Consider the following 13057-nt stretch of genomic DNA (forward strand, 5'->3'; position numbering starts at 1 on the left):
GCGCGACGCCTTCCGGCCCGCCCCACCCACACCCGATAGACGCGGCCGGTCGCGTGCTGTCCCGGCGCGGTGCGCTGCTGCTGGCGGCCGGCGGGCTGGCCCAGCTCTCGCTGCCCCCGGCCGCCCCGGCGGCGTTGCCGGACGAGCGGGCGGCCGACCGGCACGCCGAGGTGGCCGGGCTGCTGGCGGCGCGGGCGCGCTCGCTGCCCGTCCGGTCCGGGCTCACCGGGGCCGAGGCGGCGTACCGCAACCTGGTGCTGTCGCCCGGCCGGGGAGCGCCGACGGCAGACGGACCGGAGCGGCTGACCGCGTCCGTCGAACTGGCGGTGCGGATCGCCGGGTACGACGAGTACCCGGTGGTGTACCCGCGCCGGATCGAGCTGGTCCGGGACCGGGACGGCTGGCGGGTCGAGCACGAGGAGGGCACGGACGGGCCCCCGGCGCTGTGGGACCTCGGCCCCGCCCGGACCGCCCCCGGCGCCCGGTGCCTGGTGCTCGGCCTGGCCGGAGGGCCCGACCCGGCCGGCCTGGTCGCCGTCGGGGACCAGGCGGTACCGGCCGTCAGCGCGGTCTGGGGCAGCGGCTGGCCCGGTCGGCTTCTGCTCGAACTGCCCGCCACCGAAGCGCAGTTCGCCCGGCTGCTGGAGGCCGACCCGGCGAGCTGGACGGGCATGGCGGCGGTCACCGTGGCCGCCCCCGGCGCGCCCTGGCACACCCCGGCGGACCGGGTGGTGATCAACCCCGAGGCGTTCGGGCGGCTCAGCGACTTCGGCCGGCAGGTGGTGGTCACCCACGAGGCCACCCATGTCGCGACCCGGGCCGACACCCGGGCCTGGACCCCGCTGTGGCTCTCCGAGGGCGTCGCCGACTGGACCGCCTACCGAGAGTCCGGCCGCCGTCCGCAGCAGATCGCCCCTGAACTCACCCGGGACGTCGTCGCCGGGAGGCTGCCCACCGCCCTGCCCGCCGACGGGGACTTCGCCGCCGGTGCCACCGGCATCGCCCAGGCGTACGAGCAGGCCTGGCTCGCCTGCGCCCTGATCGCCGGCCGGTACGGGACGGACCGGCTGGTCGCCTTCTACCGGGCGGTCGGCGCGGCCGACGGGCAGGGCGAGGACCGGGACCGCCGCACCGACCGGCTGCTGCGCGGCGAACTGGGCGTCGGCCTGGCGGAGTTCACCGCGCTCTGGCTGGCCGAGGTGCAGGCCCTCAGGGGCTAGGGCGTGTCTCACAATTCGCGTCGGATCGGCGCGCGGCGGGAATTGTGAGACACGGCCTAACGGCCGGCCGGGTGGTCGATGCCGTCCAGCAGGTCCTGCTCGTAGGCGATGCCCGGGCGGACCGGGTAGGACGAGGCGGGCGGCAGCGCGGCGGGCTCGGACAGCACCACGGTGGGCGGCAGGGGCGCCGCGGCGCGGGTGGAGCGCCAGAGCCGGACGGCGGAGAGCACGGTGGCGGTCAGCAGCAGCAGGTTGCGCAGGCCCAGCACGGTGATCGCCAGCGGCTCGCTGTTCAGGACCTGGGTGAACATGGTCGGGAACTCGAGCAGGGTGAGCGGGCAGGCGAGCAGGATCAGCAGCGCCACCGGCCGCTGGCTGGTGCCGCGCACGGTCAGGCAGACCGCCGCCACGCCGATCAGCCAGACCAGGTACTGCGGGCTGATCACCCGGCTGGTCACCACGAAGATCAGCAGGGCGCACAGCGCCGCGTCGTACATGGTGGCCGCGTTGCGGCGGCGGGCGGTGAAGCGCCACAGCAGCAGCCACAGGAAGCCCAGCACGGTGCCGGCCATCATCACCTTGCTGATCACGCCGACCCACGGCCCGAGCATCTCGGGGGAGCCGTAGTTCATGGTGACCTTGCCGTTCCAGCCCCCGGCGATCCGGGCGAGGTGCAGCGGCAGGGCGCCGACCGACTCGACCTCGATGCCGCGGTCCTTCTGGAAGGCCAGGAAGCCGAAGGCGCCGTTCATCCCGGCCGCGAGCAGGAACCCCACCGAGACGGCGGTGGCCGCGGCCAGCGTCCAGGACCGGCGGGTGCGGCGGCCGGACGGGGTGCCGATCAGGCCGAGCAGCGGCCAGACCTTCACGATGCCGCCCAGGCCCAGCAGCAGCCCGCCGATCGCCGGGCGGCGGATCAGCGCGAGCAGGCCGGCCAGGGCGAGCGCGGTGACCAGGAGGTCGAAGCGGTTGTAGATCATCGGGCCGAGCAGCGGTACGCCGACCACCCACATCCAGGCGCCGGTCAGCGCCCGGCCCCTGCGCAGGCCGGTGCGGATCAGCAGCGCGGCCGCGGCGGCGTCGGCGATGCCGCAGATCACCCAGAACGAGGTCAGGTACGACCAGGGCAGCAGTCCCGGCAGCAGGATCACCAGGGCGGCGCCGGGCGGGTACTGCCAGGTCACGTCGTCGAACGGGAAGGTGCCGGTCTGCAGCACGCCGTACCAGGCGTGGTAGATCATCCAGACGTCGGCCGTGACGTCGCCGCCGGGCGACTTCAGCACGCCGGTCATCAGCAGCACCAGCACGGTGCGGGTGGCCACCCAGGTCGCCCCGAGGGCGGCGAGCGCCCCGAGCGGGCGGCCGAGGCGGCCGCGCGAAGTACCGGACTCGGTGGCCGGGGCCAACTCCACTGCGCTCCCTCGTTCGTCTCGACGTCCTCACCTGAGGCGTCGTACCGACGGACGCCCGGGCTGCCGCATCCGCGACCCTGGGGCCGGTCTCCGGACCCACGTACTAGGACTGACCCGGGGGTCAAACGGTTGCCGCGTGCGGTTCCGTTCCCGGCGGGTCATGGTGTTGACCTATCGTACGGATCACCCAGCGGTACACCGAGCACCCCCCGACCGAGCGAGCCGTGGCCTGATGCACAGAACCTTGATCGTCACCAATGACTTCCCGCCCCGCCCGGGAGGCATCCAGGCCTTCGTGCACAACATGGCCGTCCGTCAGCCCGCCGGGAGCGTCGTGGTGTACGCCTCGACCTGGCGGGACGGCACCGAGGTGCGGCGCTTCGACGCCGAGCAGCCGTTCCCGGTGATCCGGGACCGTACGAAGGTGATGGTTCCCACACCTCGGGTCACCCGCAGGGCCGCCGAGATCCTGCGGGCGGAGAAGTGCGAATCGGTCTGGTTCGGCGCCGCCGCCCCGCTCGGTCTGATGGCGCCCGCGCTGCGCCGGGCCGGGGCCGGGCGGCTGCTCGGCATGACGCACGGGCACGAGGCCGCCTGGGCCCAGCTGCCGGGCTCCAGGCAGCTGCTGCGCAGGATCGGCGCGGGCACCGACGTGCTGACGTACCTGGGCGAGTACACCCGCTCCCGGATCGCCGCCGCGGTCGGGCCGCGGGCCGCGGGCCGGATGGTGCAGCTGCCGCCGGGCGTGGACGAGTCGACCTTCCACCCGGCTTCGGGGGGCGCCGAGGTGCGGCGGCGGCTGGGGCTGGCGGACCGGCCGGTGGTGGTCTGCGTCTCCCGGCTGGTGCCGCGCAAGGGTCAGGACACCCTGATCGAGGCGATGCCGCAGATCCTGGCGGACGTGCCGGACGCGGTGCTGCTGATCGTCGGCGGCGGACCGTACCGGGCGGACCTGGAGAAGCTGGCGGACGCCAGGGGCGTCCGGGCCTCGGTGCGGTTCACCGGCTCGGTGCCCTGGGAGGAGCTGCCCGCCCACTACGGGGCCGGGGACGTCTTCGCGATGCCCTGCCGGACCAGGCGCGGCGGGCTGGACGTGGAGGGCCTGGGGATCGTCTACCTGGAGGCCTCGGCGACCGGCCTGCCGGTGGTCGCGGGGGACTCCGGCGGGGCCCCGGACGCGGTGCTGGAGGGCGAGACCGGGTACGTGGTGCCGGGCGGCTCGGCCGAGGCGGCCGCGGAGCGGATCGTCCGGCTGCTGGGGGACGAGGAGTTGCGGCGGCGGATGGGCGAGGCCGGGCGGCGCTGGGTGGAGCGCTCCTGGCGCTGGGACCTGCTGGCCGGGCGGCTGACCTCGCTGCTGGCGGGCTGAGACGCGGACGGGCCCGTGCACCCCTCCCGGGAGGGGTGCACGGGCCCGTCCGCGCCTCAAGGCTACTTCCGGTAGAGCGCCTCGATCTCGGCGGCGTAGTCCTTGAGAACGACGTTGCGCTTGAGCTTGAGCGAGGGCGTCAGGTGGCCGCTCTCCTCCGAGAACTCGGTGTCCAGCAGGCGGAACTTCTTGACCGCCTCGGCGTGGGAGACGGCCGCGTTGCCGTCGTCCACCGCGGTCTGCAGGGCGGCCAGCAGGTCGGGGTCGTCGGCGAGCTCGGCGACGGTGGCGGCGGCGGGCTTGCCGTTGAGCTCCTTCCACTTCGGGAAGAAGTCCGGGTCGACGGTGATCAGGCAGGCGATGAAGGGCTTGCGGTCGCCGACCACCATGACCTCGCCGACCAGGGCGTGGGCGCGGATCCGGTCCTCGATCACGGCCGGGGCGACGTTCTTGCCGCCGGCGGTGACGATGATCTCCTTCTTGCGGCCGGTGATGGTCAGGTAGCCCTCGGAGTCCAGCGAGCCGAGGTCGCCGGTGGCCATCCAGCCGTCCTTGAGGGTGTCCGCGGTGGCCTGCGGGTTGTTCCAGTAGCCGGTGAAGACGTGCGGGCCCTTGAAGTAGACCTCGCCGTCCTCGGCGATCCGGACGGAGGCGCCGGGGACCGGCTGGCCGACCGTACCGATCTTCGGCTTGTCCCACGGGTTGAAGGCGGTGGCCGCGCAGGTCTCGGTCAGGCCGTAGCCCTCCAGCACGGTGAAGCCGATGCCGCGGTAGAAGTGGCCGAGCCGCTCGCCGAGCGGGGCGCCGCCGGAGATCGCGTGGGTGGCCCGGCCGCCGAGGGCGGCGCGCAGCTTGCTGTAGACCAGCTTGTCGAACACCGCGTGCTTGAGCCGCAGGACCAGGCCCGCGCCGCCGGCGTCCAGCGCCCGGCTGTAGGCGATCGCGGTCTCGGCGGCCTTGTCGAAGATCTTGCCCTTGCCGTCGGCCTGGGCCTTGGCCCGGGCGGTGTTGTAGACCTTCTCGAACACTCTCGGCACGCCCAGGATCAGGCTCGGCTTGAAGGCGGCCAGCTCGGCGGTGACGTCCTTGATGTCGGAGACGTGGCCCAGCTTGATCGGCGCCATCGCCGGGGCGATCTCGGCGATCCGGCCGAGCACGTGGGCCAGCGGCAGGAAGAGCAGGACGGAGCTGTCGCCGGTGCGGAACAGCGGGGCCAGGCGCTCGACCACGTTGCCGCACTCGGCGAGGAAGTTGCCGTGGGTCAGCTGACAGCCCTTCGGGCGGCCGGTGGTGCCCGAGGTGTAGACGATCGTGGCGATGTCGTCGGGCCCGGCGATCGAGCGGCGCTCCTGCACCGTCGCGTCAGGGACGTCCCGGCCGGCCTCGGTCAGCGCGGCGAGCGCGCCGCCCTCGATCTGCCAGGTGTGCTTCAGCCCCGGCAGCCGGTCGCGGACCTCGGCGACCACCTTGACGTGCTGGTCGGTCTCGGTCAGCACGGCGACGGCGCCCGAGTCCCCGAGGATCCACTCGACCTGCTCGGCGGAGGAGGTCTCGTACACCGGCACGGTGATCGCGCCGGCCGTCCAGATCGCGAAGTCCAGCAGCGTCCACTCGTAGCGGGTGCGGGACATGATGCCCACCCGGTCGCCGGGCCCGATGCCCGCGGCGATCAGGCCCTTCGCGGCGGCGTGCACCTCGGCGAGGAACTGGACCGAGGTCAACTCCTGCCAGCGGCCGTCCACCTTCCGGCTGAGCACCGCGACGTCCGGGTGCTCCTCGGCGTTCCGGTGCACAGGGTCGGAGAGGTTACCGCCGCTCGGTACCTGGTAGAGGGCCGGAAGGCTGAAGTCGAGCAAGACTGCTCCTCGTTCGCGACGCTGCGGGACGGCAGGACGTTACTGCCCGGTAGGCAGCTTCGACCAGGGGGGTCGGCCCCGGTGTTCGAAGTGTCACACCCGGCCGGGTCGGACCAGGCCGTGACCGGGTCGTTCGACTGGCACCCTACGGCAGCCCACCGGTGACCGGCCGGTAGCGTGCCCCGCCGCCCGGCCCGCACCGTCCGCGGCCGGTGCCCGCGCGGCCGAGCCGATCGCCGGTCGCGATAGCCTGCTCCGGGCGGACCGGGTCGAGCGCGCCTCGACCGGACCGGCAGGCAGAGGGACGACACGGAGGGTCATTCCATGGCGGAGCACACCAGGTCGAGCATCACCATCGACGCGACCCCGGCCGAGGTCATGGCCGTGATCGCCGACTTCGCCGCCTACCCGGCCTGGACCGGCGAGGTCAAGGAGATCGAGGTCCTGGAGACCGCCGAGGACGGCCGCGCCGCCGAGGTCCGACTGCTGCTGGACGCCGGCGCCATCCGCGACGAGCACACCCTCTCCTACACCTGGGACGGCGACCGCGAGGTCCGCTGGACCCTCGTCCGCAGCCAGATGCTCCGCTCGCTGGACGGCTCCTACAGCCTCGCCCCGCTGGCCGGCGGCCGCACCGAGGTCACCTACCAGCTCGCCGTGGACGTCAAGATCCCGATGCTCGGCATGATCAAGCGCAAGGCCGAGAAGGTCATCATCGACCGCGCCCTGGACGGCCTGAAGAAGCGCGTCGAGGGCTGACGGGAACCGAGGACGGGGGCTGACGGCATGACGGCGACGCGCACCATCCTGGTCAGCGGTGACGCGGGCGCGCCCACCGTGGCCGCCGCCACCGCCCTGCACGCCGCCCGGAGCGGCCACCGCACCTGGCTGCTGGCCGCCGACGACCCGCACCGCACCCTGGACGCCGTCCTCGGCACTCGGCTGGAACCCGAACCGCTCCGCTACGCGCAGGGCCTGACGGTCTCCCGGATCGACGAGCAGGCCGCCTTCCGCTACGCCGTCGGCGAGCTCACCGGCCGGCTCAAGCCCGCTCTCGACCTGCTCGGCGCCGAGCAGCTCGACCCCGAGGAGCTGACCGCCCTCCCCGGCATCGCCCGGCTGGCCCTGCTGCGCGCCCTGCCCGCCGCCGACCAGGACGTCCTGGTGGTGCTCGCCCCGCCGCCCGCCGAGCTGATCGCCACCCTCGCCCTGCCCGAGCAACTGGCCCGCTACCTGGACCGGGTGGTCCCCGAGCAGCGGCAGGCCGCCCGTGCGCTGCGCCCGCTGCTGGCCGGGCTGGCGGGCGTCCCGATGCCCGCCGAGTGGCTGTACGAAGGCCGCACCAAGGCCGCCGCGGTGCTCGCCGAGTCCTGCGCCGCGATCAGCGGCCCGGGCACCAGCGTGCGCCTGGTCGTGCCGGCCGACGGCCACCCGTACGGGGAACTGCGCCGCATCCGGGCCGGGCTGGCGCTGTACGGGCACCGGCCGGACGCCGTCGTCGTGCACGGCGCGCTGCCGCCGGCCGCCCTCGCCTCGCCCGACGCCTGGCTGTCCGCGCTGGCCCGCCGCCGCCAGGAGGAGCTGGACCGGCTCATCGCCGAGACCGACGCCCCGGTGCTGGTCACCGGCCTGGCCGAGGGCACCCTGGAGGCCGTCGCCGACCGCCTGTACGGGGACGGGCCCGGCCCCGAGCGGCTGGACCCGCAGCCCTGGCCGGTCGAGGACCGGCTCGCCGAGGACGGCCTGCTGGTCTGGCACCTCGACCTGCCCGGCGCCGACCGCGCCGGACTGGACCTGGTCCGCCGGGGCGACGACCTGGTGGTGGGCCTCGGCGCCCACCGCCGGGTGCTGCCGCTGCCCGCCGCGCTGCGCCGCTGCACCGTCGCCGGGGCGGGGCTGCACGAGGGCGTGCTGTCGGTGCGGTTCGCGCCCGATCCTTCGCTCTGGCCGCAGGGCTGACGGGCTCTCCGGTCTTTTCGGGGCGTGCGGCCGGTCGGGTAGCGTCGGGCCGGAGGGCCGCGGGGTGCGGCCACGGCTGAGGAGGCGCCCGCGATGACCAGCACCGACGACCGTACCGAGCCCGGCGCGGAGCAGGGGAGCGGGCCGTCCCACCCGTTCGGGCCGGAGCTGGGCCCGCTGGTCGACGAGGTGCGCCGGTTCGCCACCGTCGTCGGCGAGAAGGCGCAGGAGACCAGCGCAACCACCCTGATCGCCCTCTCCGGGCTGGCCGACCGCCTGCGCACCCAGCAGCCGGAGGTCTACTCCCACCTCGCCGCGGCCGGCTCCGGGCTGGCCGCGGCGGGCGCCGAGCTGCTGGCCGCGTACCGGGCGGCGGTGGCCGGGCACGAGCAGCGCTGGACCGCGGGGGACGGGGCGCCGGTGGAGAAGATCGACCTCGACGAGCCCGGCCGGGCGGAGGACGCCGCAGCGGCGGACGGCGCTGACGGCGAGTCCGCCAAGCAGTGAATCCGTAACCTTCGGAGGGTGATCGCTCCGTTCTCCTACGTCACGAAGGAGGAGATTAGATAAGACTTTTGAAGCGTCACGGACCGGTTTTCCCAGAATTGTCTTCGGTTAATGTATGCGAGGCTGTGTACGGGGGCAGGGTTGGGCGGTACCGTTCCGTCCAGCGGGAACGAGTGAATAGCTGAGGGACACATGGCTCTGACCATCGGCGTCGATGTCGGCGGGACCAAGATCGCGGCAGGCGTGGTCGACGATGCGGGTGCGATCCTGGCGCGGACCCGGGTCCCCACCCCGGCCGACCCCCAGTGGGCGGTCGACGCCATCGCGCAGGCCGTGCGCGAACTCAAGGAGCAGCACCCCGACGTCACCGCGGTCGGCGTCGGCGCCCCCGGCTTCGTCGACAGCAACCGCTCCACGGTGATCTTCGCGCCCAACATCGACTGGGAGAACGAGCCGCTGCGCGGCCGGATCGAAGAGCTCACCGGCCTGTCCACCGTGGTCGAGAACGACGCCAACTGCGCCGCCTGGGCCGAGTTCCGCTTCGGCGCGGCCGCCGACCACCAGGACATGGTGCTGATCACCGTCGGCACCGGCATCGGCGGCGGCATCGTCCTCGACGGGCGGCTGCACCGCGGCCGATTCGGCGTGGCCGGCGAGATCGGCCACCTCAACATGGTCCCGGACGGCCTGCAGTGCGGCTGCGGCGGCAAGGGCTGCTGGGAGCAGTACGGCTCCGGGCGCGCGCTGCGCCGCTACGGCCGGGAGAGGGCCGCGGCCGACCCGGTCCGCGGCCGGCGGATGCTGGAGCTCAACGACGGCGTCGCCGAGACCATCCGCGGCATCCACATCACCGAGGCGGCCGAGGACGGCGACCCGCTCGCCCTGGAGTGCTACGCCGAGCTGTCCGACTGGCTGGGCCGCGGCATGGCCGACCTCGCCGCGCTGTTCGACCCGGGCGTCTTCGTCCTCGGCGGTGGCGTCTCCGACTCCGGCCGACTGCTGCTCGACCCGGTCGCCAAGGCCTTCGAGCACTACCTGACCGGCGGGGTGCACCGTCCGCGCGCCGAGGTCGTGCTCGCCTCGATGGGCTCCGCGGCCGGCATCGTCGGCGCGGCGGACCTCGCCCGCACCTGAGTGTCACCTCCCCCGGTCCTGTGGCCCGGGAGAGGTGTGAGACCCGCCGGCGGTGGTGCGACCGGGCCCCGACCAATCCCGGACGCGCCGCCGCCGTCGCACTACGGTCCTTCCCAGTGACACCGCACAGGGGAGGACCGTGAGATGACCACCGCGCCCATCGCTCCGCCGCCGGGCGGCCCGCGCCGGCTGCGCCTGCTCAGCTACAACATCCGCTCGTTGCGCGACGACCGGCGGGCGCTGGTGCGGGTGATCCGGGCCTGTGCGCCCGACCTGGTCTGCGTCCAGGAGGCGCCGCGCTACTGGCGCCCCGAGGGCCGGGCCGCCTGGTTGGCCCGGAGCACCGGGACGGTGGTGCTGTCCGGGGGCGGCCGCACCGCCGCGGGGCCGCTGCTGCTCGGCCGACCCGGCGCGGTGGAGGTGCTCGGCCGGTACGACCGGCTGCTGCCCAAGACCCGCGGCCTGCACGCGCGCGGCTTCGCCACCGCGCTGCTGCGGGTGCCCGGCGCCGCGCCGTTCACCGTCACCAGCTGCCACCTCAGCCTGGACGCCGAGGAGCGCCACGGGCAGTTCGAGCTGCTGCTCGACCAGCTCGCGATCGCCGAACAGGGCGTCGTGGCAGGGGACTTCAACGAGCACCCGGACGGGCCCGGCTGGCGGCTGCTGGCCTCCCAGATGTGGGACGGGTACCCGACGGCGCCCTGGGGCGGCGAGTTCACGTCCGTCCCCGAGAACCCCTACCAGCGGATCGACGCCGTCTTCGCCACGCCCGGGACCACCGTCCTCGGTTGCGGCGTACCGCACGGCCTGCCCGGCGTCACCGAGGCCGACCTGCGGGCCGCGACCGACCACCTGCCGGTGCTGGCGGTCGTCGAACTGCCCGAGAAGCGGTAGCTCAGACCACCGCGCCGTGGTCCGGGTCCTCCGGTTCGTCCTCGTCGCGGTCCTTCATCCGGGCGACCAGGGTGACGAAGCCGCCGAGGAAGGCGGTGACGCCGACCCAGGCGGGCCACCCGGAGATCTCCCGCCACACCACCGCGTCGATCAGCAGCAGGGCCGGGCCGCCGAGCACCGCCAGCCAGGCGAACTTGGCGGTCACGTCGGCGGGCGGCAGCGGCGGGGGCTCCGGCGGGACGTAGTGGCCCTCGTCGGTGTCCTCGGCCAGTTCGAAGTCGCGCGGGCCCGGGCCGGCGGCCGGGAGCACGGGACGGCCGGAGCGGGAGCGGGGCTGCGGGGCGAGGTCGGAGAGGTCGTCCGGGTCGCCCTGGCCGGCCCGGGGGCCGGCGCCGTCCTTGAAGCCGCCCTTGAGCTCGTTCTGTGCCCGGAGGTTCTCGACCTCCGGCCAGTTGGGGTTGGTGAGGTCGACCGGGTCGTCGAACTGGGCGACCAGGGCGGCGAAGATCGCGTCCTGTTCGGCCTGGCTGCGCTCGGGGGCGCGGCGGCGCGGGCGCGGTTCCACGGGCGCGGCGGCGTCCGCGTCGGCGGTCTCCTCGGCCGGTACGGTCGGCGCGGTGCCGTCGGCCGCCGCACCTGCCGCGGCCGGGCCGCCCTGGACGGTGCCGTCCCCGTGGACGGTGGCGTCGCCCGGGACGGTCGGGTTCCCCGCGATGCCGGCGTCCCCCCGGTCGGTGGCGTCCGTCGGCGCTCCGTCCGTCCGCGCGCCGTCCTCGCGGGGCTTCTCGTCCCCGCTGCCCGCCGTGCTGCTCTCGTGCACTTCCGGCCCTTCAGCCATGGTGATCGTCGGATTCGGCCAAGTCCGCCCCCGCCGCTTGCGCGGGAGCCAGCCGTCGGATGAAGTCCTGGCTCGCCGCGAATATTTCCGCCGCGTCGTGGTCCAGCGTCGCGACGTGGAAGCTGCGTTGGCACAGCCGCTCCGTCACGTCGGTCGAGGATATCCGGGCCAGCACCAGTTCGGAGTTGGCCGGCGAGACGACGTGGTCCTGCGGGCTGTGGAAGAGCAGCACGGGCTGGGTCACCTCGGGCAGCCGCCGCTGGACCTCCTGCCACAGCCGGCCGAGCGACCAGGCGGCGTGCAGCGGTGTCCGGTCGTAACCGAGCTCCCGGGCGCCCGGCTTGTGGATGTCGTTCGCGACTCCCGCGATGCTCGGGACGAGGTGCCGGAGCACCGGGAGCAGCACCCCCGCGGGGTTGTCGGAGCGCACCGACGGGTTGACCAGCACCAGCCCGGACACCGTCGGGCCGTGCAGCGCGGCCAGCCGCAGCGCGAGGGCGCCGCCCATCGACAGCGCGCAGACGAAGACCTGCTCGCACTCCTCGGCGAGGGCCAGCAACTCGCGCTCGACCTCCGCGTACCAGTCCTCCCACCGGGTGACCTGCATGTCCTGCCAACGGGTGCCGTGCCCCGGCAGCAACGGCAGCGAGACGGTGAACCCGGCCGCCGCCAGTTCCTCGGCCCACGGCCGCATGGACTGCGGCGACCCGGTGAAGCCGTGGCAGAGCAGCACCCCGACCGGTCCGCCCTGGTGGCGGTACGGTTCGGCACCGGGCAGCAGCGGCATGGCGGACTCCTTCGCGGGCGGGTGGCGCTGGGGGAGGGACGCTGGGAGGGGAGCTGCAGGAATCCGCATCGTCCCACGCCTCGAGCCGGGACGTACACCCCCTACGGCGGGCCCGGGCACAGTCGACGGCCTCGGGGCATTAGGATCGACCGGTCCGCATAACAGGAGGCCCGGGTTGTTCTACCGACTGATGAAGATGATCGTCGCGCCACTGCTTCGGATCTTCTTCCGGCCGTGGATCGAGGGTGAGGAGAACATCCCCACCGAGGGTGCGGCGATCATCGCGAGCAACCACCTGTCCTTCTCGGACTCGTTCTTCTTCCCCGCGCTGATCAAGCGCCGGGTGACCTTCATCGCGAAGGCCGAGTACTTCAACACCCCGGGCCTCAAGGGCCGGCTGACCGCCGCCTTCTTCAAGGGCGTCGGCCAGCTGCCGGTGGACCGCTCGGGCGTGCGCGGCGCCGGCGAGGCCGCGATCCGCAGCGCCATCGCGGTGCTGGACCGCGGCGAGCTGTTCGGCGTCTACCCGGAGGGCACCCGTTCGCCCGACGGCAAGCTCTACCGCGGCAAGGTCGGCGGCCTCGCCCGCGTGGCGCTGGCCACCGGCGCCCCGGTCATCCCGGTCGCCATGATCGACACCGAGAAGGTGCAGCCGCCCGGCCAGGTGATCCCGAACTTCGGCATCCGCCCGGGCATCCGGATCGGCCGTCCGCTGGACTTCTCCCGCTACCACGGCATGGAGAACGACCGTTTCATCCTCCGTTCGGTGACGGACGAGGTGATGTACGAGATCATGCGGCTCTCCGGCCAGGAGTACGTGGACATCTACGCGACGGCGGCCAAGCGGCAGATCTCGGACGAGAAGAAGAAGGCCGAGGCCGAGCGCCGGGCCGCCGCCAAGGCGGAGAAGGCCGAGGCCGCCGAAGCCGAGAAGGCCGCCGAAGCCGAGAAGGCCGCCGAAGCCGGGAAGGCCGAGCAGCAGGACCAGCAGGAGCAGAAGGGCACCGGGTCGGCCTGACCGACCCGGACGGGTCCAGGGGGAGGGGCCGGAGCATGGCGGGCGGTGCGGGAACGGACGGCG

Annotated in this window: 12 protein-coding genes; 8 read left to right on the forward strand and 4 right to left on the reverse strand. The window is 74.0% G+C overall.

What is annotated here, in order from left to right:
• Positions 1-53 precede the first annotated feature (53 nt).
• Positions 54-1220, forward strand: coding sequence for a hypothetical protein (locus HS99_RS24165; protein WP_050366818.1), 1167 nt, complete (start codon positions 54-56; stop codon positions 1218-1220).
• A gap of 56 nt (positions 1221-1276) precedes the next feature.
• Here the strand turns inward: HS99_RS24165 and HS99_RS24170 are convergent, their stop codons facing one another.
• On the reverse strand, positions 1277-2632 hold the full coding sequence (locus HS99_RS24170) for a glycosyltransferase 87 family protein (RefSeq protein WP_050366819.1): 1356 nt from the start codon (positions 2630-2632) through the stop codon (positions 1277-1279).
• A 232-nt stretch (positions 2633-2864) separates the two neighbouring features.
• On the opposite strand from HS99_RS24170, the gene HS99_RS24175 reads away from it, so the two are divergent.
• The gene (locus tag HS99_RS24175; RefSeq protein WP_030282805.1) at positions 2865-4001 is read left to right on the forward strand and encodes a glycosyltransferase family 4 protein; all 1137 of its coding nucleotides are present in this window, start codon (positions 2865-2867) and stop codon (positions 3999-4001) included.
• 62 nt (positions 4002-4063) lie between these two features.
• Here HS99_RS24175 and HS99_RS24180 read toward each other — a convergent pair whose 3' ends face one another.
• Positions 4064-5857: an AMP-dependent synthetase/ligase gene (locus tag HS99_RS24180; protein ID WP_030549999.1), complete on the reverse strand. Its 1794-nt coding sequence runs from the start codon at positions 5855-5857 to the stop codon at positions 4064-4066.
• Positions 5858-6181: 324 nt separating this feature from the next.
• Between HS99_RS24180 and HS99_RS24185 the strand changes: the two genes are divergently transcribed.
• The 5 genes from HS99_RS24185 to HS99_RS24205 all read left to right on the forward strand — a co-directional run bounded on the left by HS99_RS24185 (position 6182) and on the right by HS99_RS24205 (position 10351).
• Positions 6182-6616: an SRPBCC family protein gene (locus HS99_RS24185; protein WP_030282809.1), complete on the forward strand. Its 435-nt coding sequence runs from the start codon at positions 6182-6184 to the stop codon at positions 6614-6616.
• A gap of 27 nt (positions 6617-6643) precedes the next feature.
• Positions 6644-7816: an ArsA family ATPase gene (locus HS99_RS24190; protein WP_030550002.1), complete on the forward strand. Its 1173-nt coding sequence runs from the start codon at positions 6644-6646 to the stop codon at positions 7814-7816.
• A 93-nt stretch (positions 7817-7909) separates the two neighbouring features.
• Positions 7910-8323 (forward strand): DUF5304 family protein, encoded by a 414-nt coding sequence (locus tag HS99_RS24195; protein WP_050366820.1) that lies wholly within the window; start codon positions 7910-7912, stop codon positions 8321-8323.
• 192 nt (positions 8324-8515) lie between these two features.
• Positions 8516-9457: an ROK family glucokinase gene (locus HS99_RS24200; protein WP_030282815.1), complete on the forward strand. Its 942-nt coding sequence runs from the start codon at positions 8516-8518 to the stop codon at positions 9455-9457.
• Between the two features lie 144 nt (positions 9458-9601).
• Positions 9602-10351: an endonuclease/exonuclease/phosphatase family protein gene (locus tag HS99_RS24205; protein WP_046386459.1), complete on the forward strand. Its 750-nt coding sequence runs from the start codon at positions 9602-9604 to the stop codon at positions 10349-10351.
• 1 nt (position 10352) lies between these two features.
• Here HS99_RS24205 and HS99_RS24210 read toward each other — a convergent pair whose 3' ends face one another.
• Positions 10353-11171, reverse strand: a complete 819-nt coding sequence (locus tag HS99_RS24210; protein WP_050366821.1) for a hypothetical protein — start codon at positions 11169-11171, stop codon at positions 10353-10355.
• A gap of 10 nt (positions 11172-11181) precedes the next feature.
• Complete coding sequence (locus HS99_RS24215) at positions 11182-11976, reverse strand: alpha/beta hydrolase (RefSeq protein ID WP_030282821.1); 795 nt, start codon at positions 11974-11976, stop codon at positions 11182-11184.
• Positions 11977-12151: 175 nt separating this feature from the next.
• On the opposite strand from HS99_RS24215, the gene HS99_RS24220 reads away from it, so the two are divergent.
• Entirely contained in the window at positions 12152-12994 is an 843-nt protein-coding gene (locus HS99_RS24220; RefSeq protein ID WP_030550006.1) for a lysophospholipid acyltransferase family protein, read from the forward strand.
• Positions 12995-13057: the final 63 nt, after the last annotated feature.

This window comes from Kitasatospora aureofaciens (assembly GCF_001188955.3).
Classification (GTDB): Bacteria; Actinomycetota; Actinomycetes; order Streptomycetales; family Streptomycetaceae; genus Kitasatospora; species Kitasatospora aureofaciens.

What these genes read in the sequence shown, in the direction of transcription:
- HS99_RS24190 (WP_030550002.1), top strand. Translation starts at nt 6,644, where the DNA reads ATGACGGCGACGCGCACCATCCTGGTCAGCGGTGACGCGGGCGCGCCC.
- HS99_RS24215 (WP_030282821.1), bottom strand. Translation starts at nt 11,976, where the DNA reads ATGCCGCTGCTGCCCGGTGCCGAACCGTACCGCCACCAGGGCGGACCG.
- HS99_RS24185 (WP_030282809.1), top strand. Translation starts at nt 6,182, where the DNA reads ATGGCGGAGCACACCAGGTCGAGCATCACCATCGACGCGACCCCGGCC.
- HS99_RS24175 (WP_030282805.1), top strand. Translation starts at nt 2,865, where the DNA reads ATGCACAGAACCTTGATCGTCACCAATGACTTCCCGCCCCGCCCGGGA.
- HS99_RS24205 (WP_046386459.1), top strand. Translation starts at nt 9,602, where the DNA reads ATGACCACCGCGCCCATCGCTCCGCCGCCGGGCGGCCCGCGCCGGCTG.
- HS99_RS24195 (WP_050366820.1), top strand. Translation starts at nt 7,910, where the DNA reads ATGACCAGCACCGACGACCGTACCGAGCCCGGCGCGGAGCAGGGGAGC.
- HS99_RS24200 (WP_030282815.1), top strand. Translation starts at nt 8,516, where the DNA reads ATGGCTCTGACCATCGGCGTCGATGTCGGCGGGACCAAGATCGCGGCA.